17 protein-coding genes are annotated in these 16,173 nt (G+C 52.1%); 10 read left to right on the forward strand and 7 right to left on the reverse strand.

Annotation, left to right across the window (positions count from 1 at the left end; translation table 11 throughout):
- Window positions 1-104: 104 nt before the first annotated feature.
- Window positions 105-1,238: an ROK family transcriptional regulator gene (locus tag GC090_RS00115; protein ID WP_324020667.1), complete on the forward strand. Its 1,134-nt coding sequence runs from the start codon at window positions 105-107 to the stop codon at window positions 1,236-1,238.
- A 26-nt stretch (window positions 1,239-1,264) separates the two neighbouring features.
- Here GC090_RS00115 and GC090_RS00120 read toward each other — a convergent pair whose 3' ends face one another.
- A complete protein-coding gene (locus GC090_RS00120) occupies window positions 1,265-2,221 on the reverse strand; it encodes a LacI family DNA-binding transcriptional regulator (RefSeq protein ID WP_039339256.1) in 957 nt (318 codons plus the stop codon).
- Between the two features lie 289 nt (window positions 2,222-2,510).
- On the opposite strand from GC090_RS00120, the gene GC090_RS00125 reads away from it, so the two are divergent.
- The 8 genes from GC090_RS00125 (at window position 2,511) to GC090_RS00160 (ending at window position 10,522) form a co-directional block, all read left to right on the forward strand.
- Entirely contained in the window at window positions 2,511-2,825 is a 315-nt protein-coding gene (locus GC090_RS00125; protein ID WP_033737272.1) for a PTS sugar transporter subunit IIB, read from the forward strand.
- A 12-nt stretch (window positions 2,826-2,837) separates the two neighbouring features.
- Window positions 2,838-4,175, forward strand: coding sequence for a PTS sugar transporter subunit IIC (locus tag GC090_RS00130; RefSeq protein WP_058708573.1), 1,338 nt, complete (start codon window positions 2,838-2,840; stop codon window positions 4,173-4,175).
- A 12-nt stretch (window positions 4,176-4,187) separates the two neighbouring features.
- Entirely contained in the window at window positions 4,188-5,570 is a 1,383-nt protein-coding gene (locus GC090_RS00135; RefSeq protein ID WP_205953807.1) for a 6-phospho-beta-glucosidase GmuD, read from the forward strand.
- Between the two features lie 11 nt (window positions 5,571-5,581).
- Window positions 5,582-5,884, forward strand: coding sequence for a PTS lactose/cellobiose transporter subunit IIA (locus GC090_RS00140; RefSeq protein WP_324020668.1), 303 nt, complete (start codon window positions 5,582-5,584; stop codon window positions 5,882-5,884).
- 190 nt (window positions 5,885-6,074) lie between these two features.
- Entirely contained in the window at window positions 6,075-7,454 is a 1,380-nt protein-coding gene (locus tag GC090_RS00145; protein ID WP_324020669.1) for a carbohydrate porin, read from the forward strand.
- 190 nt (window positions 7,455-7,644) lie between these two features.
- Entirely contained in the window at window positions 7,645-8,061 is a 417-nt protein-coding gene (locus tag GC090_RS00150) for a VOC family protein (protein WP_054634764.1), read from the forward strand.
- A gap of 337 nt (window positions 8,062-8,398) precedes the next feature.
- Window positions 8,399-9,700, forward strand: coding sequence for an MFS transporter (locus tag GC090_RS00155; RefSeq protein ID WP_033737399.1), 1,302 nt, complete (start codon window positions 8,399-8,401; stop codon window positions 9,698-9,700).
- A 15-nt stretch (window positions 9,701-9,715) separates the two neighbouring features.
- Window positions 9,716-10,522, forward strand: a complete 807-nt coding sequence (locus tag GC090_RS00160) for a substrate-binding domain-containing protein (RefSeq protein ID WP_054634765.1) — start codon at window positions 9,716-9,718, stop codon at window positions 10,520-10,522.
- Here the strand turns inward: GC090_RS00160 and GC090_RS00165 are convergent.
- From GC090_RS00165 to GC090_RS00180, 4 genes are all read right to left on the reverse strand, one after another.
- Window positions 10,497-11,396, reverse strand: a complete 900-nt coding sequence (locus GC090_RS00165) for an L-proline-binding transcription factor PsrA (protein ID WP_033737398.1) — start codon at window positions 11,394-11,396, stop codon at window positions 10,497-10,499. The two genes, GC090_RS00160 and GC090_RS00165, sit on opposite strands and share 26 nt — an antisense overlap.
- Window positions 11,397-11,541: 145 nt before the next feature.
- Window positions 11,542-12,864, reverse strand: coding sequence for a methyl-accepting chemotaxis protein (locus GC090_RS00170; RefSeq protein WP_058701542.1), 1,323 nt, complete (start codon window positions 12,862-12,864; stop codon window positions 11,542-11,544).
- 300 nt (window positions 12,865-13,164) lie between these two features.
- The gene (locus GC090_RS00175; protein WP_033737256.1) at window positions 13,165-13,380 is read right to left on the reverse strand and encodes a YdgH/BhsA/McbA-like domain containing protein; all 216 of its coding nucleotides are present in this window, start codon (window positions 13,378-13,380) and stop codon (window positions 13,165-13,167) included.
- A 448-nt stretch (window positions 13,381-13,828) separates the two neighbouring features.
- Window positions 13,829-13,981, reverse strand: coding sequence for a hypothetical protein (locus GC090_RS00180; protein ID WP_155550090.1), 153 nt, complete (start codon window positions 13,979-13,981; stop codon window positions 13,829-13,831).
- Window positions 13,982-14,149: 168 nt separating this feature from the next.
- Between GC090_RS00180 and GC090_RS00185 the strand changes: the two genes are divergently transcribed.
- The gene (locus tag GC090_RS00185) at window positions 14,150-14,968 is read left to right on the forward strand and encodes a helix-turn-helix domain-containing protein (protein WP_324020670.1); all 819 of its coding nucleotides are present in this window, start codon (window positions 14,150-14,152) and stop codon (window positions 14,966-14,968) included.
- On the opposite strand, the gene GC090_RS00190 is transcribed toward GC090_RS00185, so the two are convergent.
- Window positions 14,939-15,577, reverse strand: coding sequence for a LysE family transporter (locus tag GC090_RS00190; RefSeq protein ID WP_058701544.1), 639 nt, complete (start codon window positions 15,575-15,577; stop codon window positions 14,939-14,941). The genes GC090_RS00185 and GC090_RS00190 overlap by 30 nt on opposite strands.
- Window positions 15,578-15,855: 278 nt before the next feature.
- The gene (locus GC090_RS00195; protein ID WP_006121221.1) at window positions 15,856-16,044 is read right to left on the reverse strand and encodes a YjfB family protein; all 189 of its coding nucleotides are present in this window, start codon (window positions 16,042-16,044) and stop codon (window positions 15,856-15,858) included.
- Between the last annotated feature and the right edge of the window lie 129 nt (window positions 16,045-16,173).

The raw sequence follows: 16,173 nt of genomic DNA on the forward strand, positions 1-16,173 counted from the left end.
AGCCCTCTCTGCCCAATGCTAAGTTTTCATTAGACATCAAACTAATAAGACTTCGTTGGCGGTGGGCGCTCCCTCGCCGCTGTTCACCTCTGGGGTAAGCCGTCATGAAAGCAACTGGCAAAGGGCCTGCATTGATGCGGCTGAATAATCAAAAGCGCGTAATGGCTCAACTGCGTCAGCTGCGCATCACATCGCGCCAGGATCTGGCGCAGGTACTGGCACTCAGCAAAAACACCGTTTCGCAAATTATTGATGATTTGCTGGAAAACGGTTGGGTTCAGGAACTAGGTAAAGCCAGCGTTTCTTCGGCTGGCCGTCCTAAAATTCACATTACCCTGCGCCCGGAAAAGCTGGTCAGTGCCGGTATCATGGTGGAAAAAAACCTGATTCACTGGCAGATCTGCGATTATTTTTCACAACCGCTTGCCGAACAGACAATACGGACGGACACCAGTAAACCTGGCCCGATCCTGGCTGAAATCGGCGCCCTGTGCGAAAAACTGATGGAAGCCTGGCCAGGGCTGCTGGGAATTGGGCTGGGGTTTCCCGGTGTCGTCGATTCACGGCGAGGCTGGATGCATTTATCGACCCACCTGGGCTGGCAGAATGTTGACCTGGCCAGTGATCTGCGCAAACAGATCGCCTTGCCGATTCGGATTATGAATAACGTCAGGGCCGCTGCGCTGCTGTCTGTGCAACAGCTCAATCTGCCCGCCGAAAGCGGGCATTTTTATTTGCGCATTGCGGAAGGCATTGGCGGCGCGCTGGTGCAGCATGGCGTGGTTTTCACCGGTAACAGCTGGACCGCTGGTGAAGCAGGTCACCTTACCGTCCAGCCAAATGGCCCTCGCTGTAGCTGTAATCGGCAGGGTTGTCTGGAGGCGATGATCAGTAAACCTGCCATTAACCAACAGCTTGCCCAGCGTCAGCCGGGATTAACCTGGCACAGTCGTGACAGCGCACCGAATGTCGTGAATGAAGTGATGCAGCTGGCAGGCAACTATCTGGGCATCGCGCTCAGCCAAATCATGTTATTACTGAATCCCGCCACAATCATCATTGACTGCCCCTGGAGTGTCAGCCCGACCTTTTGCCAGGCCGTGCTCAATCAGACGCAGGCCAACAAACTGGCGTTTATTGCGGCCCATACGCAGGTACATTTTCTGCAATCGCATCTGGCCCCGGCAACCGGGCTGGCACTGGCCATTATCGAACAGATGGAGCAGCGCCTCGAGTAACAGGCCACTGAGCGTGGCCCGGTGGCTTAGCGCTGGCGAAAATCGGGAATAACCAGATCGCCACGCATTACTGAGGAATGTAACACGCTCTGCGTCTGTTGATTCAGTGCCTTCACAATACGCGCGGCCATGGCATCCATTGAATATGAGATAGCCGGAATCGTCGGGATACCGGGCAGATCCAGCGTGCCGGCCAGACTAAAGACCATAATGTCTTTTGGCACCTGCTTATTGAACGCCTGCAACTGAGGAATCACTTTTTGTGCCTGCTGTTCATCGGCCACCAGCAATGCATTGAAATTGAGCGTGGAGGCATTGTTCAGAAGTTCCTGCAACGCCACTGAAGAAGATGACGTGTCCATAAAGACCAGATTGCGGTTAAAAGGCAGGAAATTTTTTTCCAGGGCATGTTTATAGCCCAGCAGAACCTGATCGGCAAAGCCCATGCCCTCGGGATGAATCAGAGCAATTTGACGACGATTTTGACTGATAAGATAGTTACAGGCCGTTTCCGCTGCAAAAGCATGATCACGCTGGATACTGTTCACTTCTTCGCCGGATTCCAGACAATCCACCAGCATCACGTTTGGCTGACGCAGGTTTAACGGAAAGCGCGCGCCGATAATTAAGACATCATCACATAACCCACAGGTCAACTCACTGAGGCAGGTCATCACGTCCGCTTTCGTGTTGGCGAAACGAAGTAACAGGTGTTTTTGATGCTGACTGAAATGTTTCTCCAGCGCATAAAGGTAACCCGTCGTCTGATTGATATTTTCCTGCGCACAAATAACACCGATACAGCCCGTAGACTGACTCAGTAGTGACTGGGCGATGACATTTGGACGATAATTCAGTTCATCCACCGCTTTTAACACCGCAGCCCGACTGGCCTCTTTCACCCCACGTGACCCACTCAACACGCGCGATACGGTGGCTTTAGACACGCCAGCCAGTCGCGATACATCGTTGATAGTAGACATCATTTTCCCCTAACAGAACCAAACGGCTCCCTGAAAACTGACCGAAACGGTGGCTTAATTTTTCGCCACAGGCAGTATAGCGTTTTCGTTTTTTCATGGAAACCGATTTTCCGTTTCTACTCAATAATGATTTTTACCGCTTAATTTAGTGATCTGAATCGTAATTAAACACCCGTTATCAGCCAGAGCATGATGCCTGTCACACTTCCTTTTGCGACAAATGGAAACCGGTTTCCATATCGTATCAAATCATCTCCGTAACAAGTTTTACACGTAAAGGAGCGTTCTCATGATCAGGATTATGTTGTGCTGTTCGGCAGGTATGTCCACCAGCATGCTGGTGCGCAAAATGGTAGAGGTGGCGGATCAGCGCGGCCTCGCTGTGCAGATTGATGCCTGGGGCATTGCCGAGTTTGATACGCAGTTTCCAACGTATCAGGTTGTGCTGCTCGGCCCGCAAGTAAAGTACATGTTAAACACGCTTTCAGAAAAAGCTGCCACCCACGGTATTCCTGTCCGGGCTATTGATATGACGGACTACGGTATGCAACGCGGTGACAACGTGCTGGATTACGCTCTGTCGCTTATTGAAGCGACACACTAAAAGGTGTCATTTATGGGTTCGTTATATCAGTCAATGGTGACGGTGATTGAACAGGCTATTACGCCCCTCGCCGGAAAATTGGGTCAGCAAAAGTACGTTATCGCTATTCGTGATGGTTTTACGGCGGCCCTGCCGTTTATGATTATTGGCTCGTTCATGCTGGTGTTTATTTTCCCGCCCTTTTCAGCGGATACCACCAACAGCTTTGCCCGGGCCTGGCTCGACTTTTCGGTCACTTATCGCCAGCAACTGATGCTGCCGTTTCATCTCAGCATGGGCGTCATGACCTTCTTTATCTCAGTCGGCATCGGTGCCAGTCTGGGCCGACAGTTCAACCTTGATCCCATCATGTCAGGTTTACTGGCTTTTATGGCCTTTTTACTGGTGGCAGCGCCCTATGCTGATGAAAAGATCTCTACGCAGTACCTGTCCGGTCAGGGAATTTTTACGGCCCTGATTACCGCGATTTATGCCACCCGTGTTTATGCCTGGCTCAAACAGCATAACGTCACGATTCGCCTGCCCAAAGAAGTCCCCACTGGCGTCGCCCGTTCTTTTGAGATTTTAATTCCGGTATTGGTGATCATTGGCACCCTGCATCCGCTTAATCTGTTTATTGAAGCCAAAACGGGCATGATTATTCCTCAGGCGATTATGCATCTGCTGGAACCGCTGGTATCCGCCTCGGATTCCCTGCCAGCCATCTTGCTGTCGGTGCTGCTGTGCCAGATTTTTTGGTTCGCCGGTATTCATGGCGCACTCATCGTCACTGGCATCATGAATCCCTTCTGGATGGCTAATCTCTCCGCCAATCAGGCCGCTCTGGCAGCCGGTGCGGCGCTGCCCCATGTCTATCTGCAGGGCTTTTGGGATCACTATCTGCTTATCGGCGGCGTCGGTTCCACTTTGCCGCTGGCCTTTTTACTGCTGCGCAGCCGGGTGCTGCATCTGCGTACCATCGGCAAAATGGGCGTGGTTCCCAGCTTCTTTAATATCAATGAGCCGATCTTATTTGGTGCGCCCATCATCATGAATCCCCTGCTGTTTATTCCCTTCGTCTGCGTCCCGATGATTAATGCCGTTCTGGCCTATACCGCCACAAAACTGGGCTGGGTTGCGCAGGTCGTTTCGCTGACGCCCTGGACGACGCCCGCGCCGATTGGTGCTTCCTGGGCGGCCAACTGGGCGCTTAGTCCACTGGTCATGTGCCTGATCTGCATGGTGATGTCGGCACTGATGTACTTACCTTTTCTGCGCGCTTACGAACGCAGCCTGATCAAAGCAGAAGAGAAAAAAATTCAGGATACCGTGCCCGCAGGCAATACCGTGCACGGTCATCCCCAGGCTTAAGGAGTCAGTCACATGCACTACCGTTTTCCTGACAATTTCTGGTGGGGCAGCGCCAGTTCGGCGTTGCAAACCGAAGGCTGTAGCCTTCAGGGCGGTAAAAGCGCCACCACCTGGGATCACTGGTTCGCACACCAGCCGCATCGTTTCCATCACGGTATTGGCCCGGCCGATACCTCCGGCTTTTATCAACACTGGCGGCAGGATATCGCGCTGCTAAAAGCGTTAAAGCACAACAGCTTTCGCACCTCGCTGAGCTGGGCGCGGCTCATGCCGAACGGAGCGGATGAGATCAATCCCGAGGCCGTCGATTTCTATCACCGGGTCATTGATGAATTACTGGCGCAGGGGATTACGCCGTTTATCACGCTGTTTCATTTCGATATGCCGCTGGCCCTGCAGGAGAAAGGGGGCTGGGAAAACCGCGAAGTGGTGCAGGCGTTTGGCCGCTACGCGCAGCGCTGTTTCGCGCTGTTCGGTCACAAAGTGAAGCACTGGTTTACTTTTAATGAGCCCATTGTGCCGGTTGAAGGCGGCTATCTGTATGATTTTCATTATCCCAACGTGGTGGATTTTAAACGCGCCGCTACCGTGGCCTTTCATACCGTACTGGCACATTCCCTGGCGGTACGAGCCTGGCGTAACGGCGACTATGATGGCGAAATAGGCGTGGTACTGAATCTCACACCGTCCTATCCGCGCTCAACGAATCCGGCAGATGTCAACGCAGCACAGCATGCCGATCTGCTGTTTAACCGCAGCTTTCTCGATCCGGTTCTCAAGGGCGAATATCCGTCTGCGCTGCTGGACTTATTAAAACAGCATGACCAGTTGCCACACTGCCTGCCTGGCGACAGCGCCTTGCTTGCCGACGGCATCATCGACCTGCTGGGTGTCAATTATTATCAACCGCGCCGGGTGAAGTGCCGGGACAGCGCCGTCAACCCTGACGCACCGTTTATGCCGGAGGCATTATTCGATCATTACGACATGCCTGGCCGACAAATGAACCCATACCGCGGATGGGAAATCTATGCGCCGGGTATTTACGATATTCTGATCAACCTGCGCGATAATTACGGCAACCCTCGCTGCTTTATTTCTGAAAATGGAATGGGCGTCGAAAATGAACAGCGTTTTATTCAAGACGGTAAAGTTCAGGATGATTACCGTATCGAATTTGTTTCCGAACATCTTAAATGGCTGCATAAAGGCATTCGCGAGGGCTGTCATTGTCTGGGTTATCATATGTGGACCTTTATCGACAACTGGTCCTGGCTGAATGGCTATAAAAATCGCTATGGCTTAGTGCAGCTCGATCTGGAAACACAACAACGTACGATAAAAAAGAGCGGGAATTGGTTTGCTAACGTTGCCGAAAATAACGGTTTTGACTGAGAGCGATAATAATGATTGAACTTGAAGACGCTGTAATGACAATTATCGTCAATTCAGGACACGCCCGCAGCCTGTGCTTTGAAGCCCTGCAGGCGGCGCGGCAAGGCCAGTTTGACGAGGCCCATGCGCGCCTCAAAGCGGCCGACGACTATTCCCGCAAGGCCCATCAGATGCAAACCCGGTTAATTGAACAGGATGCTGGCGAGGCCCGACAGCCGATGACATTAATTATGGTCCATGCTCAGGATCATTTAATGACGTCGCTATTAGCCCGTGAATTATCAGAAGAAATAATTCATCTCTATCAACGGTAATTTGATCGCTTAATACAGGAGAACGCCTGACAAAAAACATCCCTCTGGAAAGAAAACATACTCTACAAATCAACTTGTTTTGGTGACAGTCAATAAGCCGAAACGGGCGGGTTATTATCTGAAAACAACAGCACGCGTCTTTCGGGTTAATTCGTGTTAACCCGAAGGATGAGGTGTAAACGAGATAACCATGAACATGATAAAAACATTTTCACTTCCTCTGGCGGTGAGCGCCGCGCTGTGCCCGATTGCCGGCCTCGCACAGGAATTCACGCAGGAACAAATCGACGCTATCGTCGCCAAAGCCGTCGATAAAGCTTTAGCAGAGCGTCAGACTAAGATAGATGCCGCCGTCGCGAAAAAAACGGATGTGATAACAGAACCGCAGAGTCCTGCACAGTCACCGGATATGGCCATTCCTTTTGGCGTGAAGTTTAGCGGCTACGCCCGTTATGGCGCGCATTACCAAAGTGGTGACCAAAAGTATGTCAACGTTGATGGCTCTTACAACGGCGCCTCCGGTATTGGTCGCCTGGGGAACGAAGGTAACGGCGGCGAATTCCAGCTCTCTAAAGCGTTTAAAAGCACGAACGGTGCCATCTGGGACGTGAACGTGATGATCGATCACTGGGGCGACGAAGTGAACCTGAAAAAAGCTTACGCTGGCGTGACCAACGTGCTGGCCTCGAATCCCAATGCCTATCTTTGGGCCGGACGGGACTTTCATCAGCGCCCGCAACAGAACATCAATGACTATTTCTGGATGAATCACGATGGTCAGGGCGCGGGCGTAAAAGACTTTGACGTAGGCGGGATAAAATTTGACCTTGCTGCCGTCGCGGCGGTGGAATCCTGTAATCCTGAAGTGCTTAGCGATGAATCCAATCCGTCACGCATTACCTGTACGGGCGGATCGGGCACCGGCGATAAAGGAAACTATGCCGCCACATCTAAAATCCACGGCATGAAACTGGGGCCGCTGGATCTGGAGATGTATGCCAATTACGGTTTCGACTCTAAGGCCGTGGAAAGCGAGGATCGCCTCAACGCCTGGCAGGGTGCGTTTGTCGTAAGCCACACCACCGATCATGGCGTCAATAAAGTGATTGCACGTTACTCAGACAATGCGGATAACAGCGTTTACAGCAAAACCCATGGCCTCAGCACGCTTTATACCAGCTTTGAAGGTAAGCACCTGTTTACTCAGCAGGCGCAGGTGGAGTATCTGCTGGCCTATCACGATTATGACAACAGTCGACTGAAAAGCGACAACCGGAAAAACTACGCTGCCATTGTGCGCCCGATGTATTTCTGGAATGACGTGCACTCCACCTGGCTCGAAGCCGGTTATCAACGGGTCAACTATGATGAAGGCGGTAGCAACAACGGCTGGAAGCTGACGCTGTCGCAAAATATCGCTATCGCGATGGGCCCGGAGTTCCGTCCCATGCTGCGCTTCTATGTGACGGGCGGCAAGGTCGATGATGCGCGCACCGCACGCGTAAATGGCCGGGAAAACGATATTCTGGACGACTTCAATCTGGGTGCGATGTGGGAAGCCTGGTTTTAAGACGAAACACGGGTCGTCTACGGCCAGTGTGAGGCGGTGTACGGATTTACCTGCAACGATAAGCAACCCTCGCCCCTCGGGCATTTCTGCCGTATGCCCGATTGGGTGGTAAGCTGTACGAAGGGCGCGCTACACCGCCTTGCCGTGTCAACGCGACATTCACCTCAGCGACCTGATAAGGAAAAGCACCATGTCGGCAATCGGTAATACATTTCATCACATCGGTATTGTGGTTCAGGATATTGAAGCCAGTGAAGCCTGGTATAGCCAGATGCTGGGATTTACGCGTCTGTATGATTATGGCTGGCCGGGCGTACAGGTTGTTTTTATTGCGCGGGGCAATGTGAAACTGGAGCTGTTTCAACATGCGCAGGCTACCCCGATGGATCCACAGCGGCAACGCGCAGAAACCAATCTGAAAATCGGCGGTATCAACCATTTCGCGCTTCAGGTCGACGATCTCGATGAGGCGGTTGCGGAACTGCAGGCAAAAGGTGTCGAGATCGTTTCCCCGCCCCGTGCCGTACCCAACGGCGATGGCGATCGTTTCGCTTTCATTCATGATAACGAGAAGATGCTCGTCGAGCTTTTTCAGCCCGGCCGCTAACCCGCCTCCTGTCTGGAATGATTTCACTCACGACGGGGCGAACGCGCGCGTCGCCTGATAGAACCTGACAAAGGCTTTACGCTACCCCTTTTCCTTTAAATACCCATATGAACCCTGTCACAAAACGCGCACTCGGTTTTTCGACCGGGATAAGCGCGCCCTCGACCAGCAAACTTGTTAAAGCCTTGTTGCGCATAGCCCAATGTAATTGTTAACGGCCATTAATGCGCATAGCGCATCAGTCGATGAGTTTATTGCGCTTATTTACTTTATTTTCCTGATCCAGTCTTCAGCAACAGGCGCAGCAAAAAGCGTCAATGATAAACTGGAGATACCGATGCATTCCTCGACTTCACCTATGACCACTCGCGCCAGAATCGGCGCCATCTTGCGCGTTACCTCGGGCAACTTTCTGGAACAGTTTGACTTCTTTCTGTTTGGTTTTTATGCCACCTACATCGCGCATACTTTCTTTCCGGCGAGCAGTGAGTTCGCCTCACTGATGATGACCTTTGCCGTCTTCGGCGCAGGTTTCCTGATGCGCCCGATCGGCGCCGTGGTGCTGGGCGCTTATATTGATAAAGTCGGCAGACGTAAAGGATTGATCGTAACCCTGTCCATTATGGCTACGGGCACCTTTCTGATCGTATTAATCCCGTCTTATCAGAGCATTGGCCTTTGGGCTCCGATGCTGGTGCTTATCGGTCGCCTGTTGCAGGGCTTCTCTGCCGGTGCCGAACTGGGCGGCGTGTCGGTTTACCTGGCCGAAATCGCTACGCCAGGCCGTAAAGGCTTCTATACCAGTTGGCAGTCGGGCAGCCAGCAGGTCGCCATTATGGTTGCCGCTGCCATGGGCTTTGCCCTGAATGCCGCCCTGGAAGAGAGCGCGATTCGTGAATGGGGCTGGCGTATTCCGTTCCTGTTTGGCTGCCTGATTGTGCCTTTCATTTTCTTTCTGCGTCGTAAGCTGGAAGAAACGCAGGAATTTAATGCTCGCCGTAAGCATCTGGCGATGCGCGAGGTCTTTAAAACCCTGTTAGCTAACTGGCAGGTAGTGGTTGCGGGCATGTTGATGGTGGCGATGACCACAACAGCGTTCTATCTGATTACCGTTTATGCCCCCACCTTCGGCAAGAAGGTGCTGATGCTCAGTGCGTCTGACAGCCTGCTGGTTACGCTGCTGGTGGCCATTTCCAATTTCCTCTGGCTGCCGGTCGGGGGTGCCCTGTCTGACCGCTTTGGACGTAAACCGGTTCTGATTGCCATGACGTTGCTGGCCCTGGCAACGGCTTATCCGGCCCTGACGCTGCTGGCCGAAGCCCCGAGTTTTACGATGATGCTGACCGTACTGCTGTGGCTGTCATTTATCTACGGCCTGTATAACGGTGCGATGATTCCTGCCCTGACCGAGATTATGCCAACCGAAGTTCGGGTGGCGGGCTTTTCACTCGCTTACAGCCTCGCAACGGCTGTCTTTGGCGGATTTACCCCGGTGATTTCAACCGCATTGATAGAGTACACCGGCGATAAAGCGTCACCCGGTTACTGGATGAGCTTTGCTGCCGTCTGTGCCCTACTGGCGACGCTGTATCTTTACCGCCGCAGCGCTGTCAATTTACAACCCGCCGTTAAACATTAAGTCAGGGACTCCATTATGAAACGACTATACCGATCACTCCTTGCCACCCTCGTGCTTTCAACCGTCAGCACGACGGTACTGGCAAAGGACGTGACCGTGATGATCTCTGGTGGCTTTAAAGCCGCCCTGGAGAAACTCACGCCTCAGTTTGAAGCCCAAAGTGGTGACAAAATTATCCTGGTATCCGGCCCTTCAATGGGTAAAACCCCGCAGGCAATCCCTAACCGCCTGGCACGTGGTGAAAAGGCCGATGCGGTAATTATGGTAGGCAATGCGCTGACTCAGCTGGAAAAAGACAAGTGGATAAAACCCGGCTCACGCGTGGAGCTGGCTGACTCGCCGATTGGTATTGTCGTGAAGCAAGGCGACGCTAAGCCCGCAATTAAGACGGATGACGAATTACGTCAAGCCTTACTGAGCGCGAAGTCTATTGCGTATTCCGATAGCGCCAGCGGTCAGTATGTCAGCAGCGAGTTGTTTAAGAAGTTAGGCATTGAAGACAAAGTCAAAGACAAAGCACATCAGGTCGAACGTATTCCTGTCGCCTCGGAAGTGGCAAAAGGCCACTATGCACTGGGACTACAGCAGGTCAGCGAACTGCTGCCCGTCAAGGGCGTGACTTTTGTTGGCGAGTTGCCTGACGATGTCCAGTACATTACCCGCTTCGCGGGCGCTGTCCCGGCGAAAGCCGCGCATCCGGAAGCAGGTAAAGCGCTACTTGATTTCCTGGCCTCAGCCCAGGCGCAGGCGGTCGTTCACGCAACCGGTTTGCACTCGGTGAAAACGCAGCAGCCTGTTACGCAGCGTGATACTGTTCAGTAATGAGCTTTTCCAGTTCTGCTGCAATATACGACTGAATACGTCCGCTGCGTCTGAGCAGCCCTACAGTACGTTTCACCACCGGATCGGTGAGGGGTAACTGCACCAGCACCGAATGACCGGATGACGGCATCGACATGGCGGGCACGGCAGCAATGCCGATTCCCGCTTCAACCATACCGAGCATCGTGGTCACATGTCGGGTCTCACAGATACTGGGACGCGCCGGAACAACATGACCCAGGGCAGAGTCCAGCAGGTTGCGATTACCCGACGTCTTATCCAGCCCCACATAATCCTGCTGATAAAATTCCTGCCATGTCAGCCCTTTACGGCTGGCAAGCGGATGGTCGTGTCGGCAGGCGACAACATACACATCCTCAACCAGGGGTAAAAATTCGGTGCCAGGTGGTGGATTGCCGGAGAAGCAAATGCCAAAATCTGCCTGACCACTGGTTACCGCCTCGATCACGTTGCCTGCGCTGCTATCAATGATTTTGACGCGTACGCGAGGATAGCGGGCCTGAAAGCGGCGAATGACATCCGGCATAAAATAGTAGGCCGCAGAGGGCACCGTCGCCACCGTCACCAGTCCGGTCCGATCCTGGCTGACTTTACTGATATCGGCCATAACCTCTTCAAAATTAGCGAGCAGCTGCTCCGAACGTGCGGCAAATGTCTGACCATAAAGCGTAAGCGTAACCCGGCGCGTGGTTCTGTCGAACAGCTTAATCCCCAGTGCCGTTTCCAGCTTTTCAATCCTGCGGCTCAGGGCCGACTGGGACAGGCAAATGGACTCCGCTGCAATGCGGAAATTGCCATATTCGACCAGGGCGCGAAACGCGTACAGATCGTTAAGATCGAAATTAACCGGCATGGCGACAGACATTCCCGTGATGTTGAAAAGGCTGGAACCATAGTGCCTTATCGCTTAACAGCAAACAAAGTGAAATATGCGCGAAACGGCGGGTGTTAAGCGGGGAAACCGGTCACCCGTAAAGGCAGGCGACCGGAAAAAATACTCAGACAGGATGTGGCGTGGATGAACGGGAAACGTTTCTGACCGCTTCCTCGACGCGCTCAGAATTGCTCTGAATACTGGCGATTACCTCACCCGCCTGACGCATAAGATTGACTCCACGCGCCGTGTTTTTCAGGTTATTTTCGATGTCTTCCAGCACCTTTTTCGCCAGCTGATTATTACTGGACACCACGCGTCCTATTTCTTCTGTCGCTTCGTTAATACGTGCCGCCAGCGTGCGTACCTCGGCGGCTACGATGGCAAAACTGCGCCCCGACGTGCCGGCGCGGGCAGCCTCAATGGCTGCATTCAGCGCAATAAAGCGCGTCTGCTCGGCGATATTGCGAATGGAATGCACCATATCGGCAATCCGGTCAGACTGGCCGTTCAGGCCAAAGACATCCGCCGAAACGCTGTTCATCTCATTGGCGATGTCCGCCATCGTTCTGACGCTGTCTTCGATGACATCGGCACCCGTTACCGAGCTTTCACGTGTCTGTTGCGCCATCTTCCATGCGTGCTGAGCGGCTTCGTTTTCCTGCTGGTTTTGCAACACCTGCTCCGTCACATCCGTCGCGAATTTCACGATCTTATATAACCGGCCTTCGGTATCAAAAACCGGGTTATAGGTTGCACGCAGCCAGATGGTTTTACCCTGGCGGTTAAGGCGCGGATACTGGCCGGAAAAAAATTCGCCCTGGTTCAGGCGTTGCCAGAACTGCTGATATTCCTGGCTGTTACGCAGTTCCTCAGAGCAAAACATACGGTGATGCCGCCCGAGGATCTCATCGGCTTTGTAGCCGGTCGCTTTCAGGAAGTTTTCATTCACCTCCAGTACTTCCCCGGCCTTATTAAATGCAATGACGGCCATTGAGCGGCTGATCGCCTGTACCATGGCATCCTGCTGCTGCGCTTCGCTGATACGCTCGGAAATATCAGCCGCCAGCTTGATGACCTTAATCACCCGACCCTGCCGATCTTTTACTGGCACATAGCTGGCTTCCAGCCAGACGGGATGATTATCTTTGCCTAAACGCAGGTATTTACCGCTGAAGCTCTTGCCGCTGGCCAGCCGTAGCCAGAACTGGCGATACTCGGCTGAGTTGACCAGCGAGGGCGAGCAAAACATGCTGTGATGACGACCCACGATTTCTTTTATCTCATAGCCCATCTTGTTGAGAAAAAGATCATTTGCCCGAAGGATCGTGCCTTCTGGCGTAAACTCGATGATCGGAATGGCATCATTCAGTGCTTTGAGCGAATCGGCGGCGTGTTTATGCTGGTGTTTTGAGAAAAGGGAAAATAATTTTTTTAGAATTGTCATTTTTATACTGCCATGTTGAGTGGTCTGGAGAGTTTATCGGCAGAAGAAAGAGCAGGCTTGAGACAATGGAGAATAAACAGGCAACAGATTGTGACCGGGCTAATAACGTTAATTAAAGGATGAATACAACGCCCTTTATTTTTTGGCCGCGTTAAAACGTAATGACTGACATTAAGTGGAAAATTATTTGCACACCGGGTTTACGTCACTGTCGGCATAAACCGTCCTTTTCACGCTCTGCAGCGACCAAAAAAAAGCTGCCATCAGGCAGCTCTTTGCGCATCTTTCAACACGACGCGGTTATTTATACAGCTCGGCGGTCATGTGGACACGGTCGTTCGTGTTGGCTTCGATGATTCTGTACTGCGCACCCTGCTGTTCAGCCTGGGCTGCAATTTTCGCTTCGGTACCATCAAGGGTTGAACCCGTTGCGGTGACAGTTTGCGCAAAAGCAGAGGCTGACATCAGTGAAAGCGCAGCAACGGCAGCAAGGGAAAGTGTTTTCATGGTTTTCATAATCCGGTTCCTTATCATGTAAGCGGGAAAGCAGTGTGCTTTCGATGGGAGTAATGATAACCATAGTTATTAATACAAAGTTAACAATAAGTGCCGCAATTGTGATCCTGCTATCTATCACGCTGATAGCTAAAACCTCATGCCGACGTTGCGGAATTGACATATAACGTTTTTGGTAAGGGTGACTGAGGCAGGAAAAGCAGAGGCTCAGCGCGAGCTGCAGCTATATTTCACGTTTTGCTATGCCAGGGATTAAGGATATCTCACCTGTCTGGCAGATCTTATCTGCGCGCTAAGAGCGGTTAACTGCGAAGGTTGTGCGCTTTTAAGCGCGCACATCTTGATGACTGCTGCCAGACAACAAACAGGATAATGCTTTATTGCTTGCGCACGTTAGTACGTAGCGCGCCCTTTTCCCCTGTTGGTTTCTTACGTGTTAACCCATGGCTTAGATTCCAGAGAGCGGATGGGTTTGTTTGTCACGGCTTTCGGCTTTCGGCTTTCGGCTTTCGGCTTTCGGCTTTCGGCTTTCGGCTTTCGGCTTTCGGCTTTCCAGGTAAGCAAAGCGCACTAAAATTTGCCAGTAATCCTGAAAAATCATGCCTTTTCGCCCTCCTCCGCTCTTTTCTTTAACTACCTGTTTTTTCCTGTGGCAAAAGCGACTGGAATATTACGCGTTAATGTGCGTCTTTTCATCGGGGTGATATAGTCTGCTGAGAGGCTTTATCAGCGCCATCTGCGCGCTGATATTTTGTGGAGGAGAGCTTTAATGGCGCTGTACGCTCTGGACTGGTTTAGTCGCAATGGTATGGAGTGCTCGCGCGTTAAAGCGCATAACGCAACCTTTCCAAAACACACGCACGATGAATATGTGCTTAGCGCCAACCTGTCGGGCATTGAGGAAATCACACTTAATGGCCAGACACAGCAGGTCAATGCGGGTCAGATCACCCTGTATAATCCGGCCAGCATCCAGTCTTCACGTTTCGATCAGCACGGCGCTGAATTCCTCAGCATCCATATTCCGCAGACGCTATTAAAAACATTCAATCTCAGCCAAAATCTCAGCAGTTACCGTGAGGCACCCGTTTTAGCTGAAGGCGTTTTCACGCATCAGGCGTTATTTAACGCTATATGTCGCTATGCCCAACTGACACAACACCATGACAGCGAAGAGGAAGAGCAGGCACTTTTGCTGTTGTGCGCAGAACTGTTCTCTGACAAAGTCACGCGAGATGCCGTAGTCGATAAAGACCTGGACCGCATCATTGCTTTTATGCGCCAGCATGTGAACATGAAGCTTACGCTGAATGCATTGGTGCAGGTAGCGGGAATAAGCAAATACACGCTGGTGAGGCGTTTTACTGCTTATACCGGGCTTCCACCTTTGCAGTATCACATGCAGCTTCGCCTGTGTGCAGCGCGGGCGCTTCTGCGACAGAATCAGCATCCTCTGGACGCCGCGCATCGCCTGGGATTTTACGATCAAAGCCATTTTATCAATGCGTTTCGCAAAGTAATGGGCACCACGCCCAAACACTATGCTTCACAAGTAGGTTCAGGAAAGCAAAAATTCTTTATAACCTGAAACGATGACGTAAAAAGCAAAACAGGCAAAGATAAGGGCAGAAAGCATGTAGGAATATCTCAACAACTTTTGTCCTAATAGCCTGCCGCCCACGCTGCCAACCAGACAGAGCACACCCGTCCATATCACCCCGGCCAGAAAAAAACCGCTCAGAAATAGCGTGGTTCCGGTAAGGTTTTGCTCCCCGAAACGGGAAATGAGCGCGCCACCCACCGTCGCAAACCACAGAATGGCGGTGGGCGAGGACAGGGCCAGTACAATTCCGCGACGGAACTCACGAAACAGCGATCGCCTGACAGTCACCTGTGATGTGTCGATATCGTTAACTGTACTGAAGGCAGCCATCAGCATTTTAACGGTGAACCCTGTCAGCAGAAGCCCTCCAACCGACCAGATTATCCATCGCACTATCTCGAATTGCAGCAACACCGCCATGCCCGCCAGCGCCAGCACGGCATAAAAAAGATCGCCTATACAGGTGCCGATGCCCAGCGAAAATCCCTGAAAATACCCCCGCTGCATTGCCAGCGTAATCATAGCGATGTTGGCAATGCCGATATCCAGACACAGTGACAGACTTAAGAAAAACCCCGTTGAAAAGGACATCATCGCATTGCACTCCTGCACGACAGAACCTCGCGCTGCGCCACCTGATATGTGCCTGTAAATTCTGTAAAAAGAGCCCATTCTGGAGAGCGAAGCGTAAACTGAAGCGGCATCATTGAGTTCCCTGCCTGAACGTGAGTGATACCTTATTTCATTCTTTTACTCAGCTCAGGTATTGGAAAAAATTGCAGCGAAGGGATGAAGGGAGAGTCAGCCGACGGGGAAAGGGAATAAAGCGGGCGGTACGACATGATCCGCCCGGGGAACCTGGAGCAGAATAATCAGGCGGTGGTGTTAATGTTCCGCCCTACAGCCGGGTTCGCGGGAAGGGCAGTAACGCCTTCCACCAGTGTAGTGATGGTATCTGCCTGTTGGTTCAGGGTTTTCTTTAACAGCGTCGCATTGGCTTCACCACGTGCCTGCCATTGATCTAACCCTGCAGACAGCGTTGTGAGTTGCTGAATATCCATGCAGTTGCTCCTTATGTTGACTGAGCCCCAAACGGGGGTCACATAATACTGGCGACGGATTTCGCCAGTGGCGCATAAAGTATCGGCACATATACGCAAAACTTAAGCATGATTAACAGTACCGTGAAG

The sequence above is a fragment of the Pantoea sp. JZ29 genome, from assembly GCF_035190385.1.
GTDB classification, from domain to species: domain Bacteria; phylum Pseudomonadota; class Gammaproteobacteria; order Enterobacterales; family Enterobacteriaceae; genus Pantoea; species Pantoea stewartii.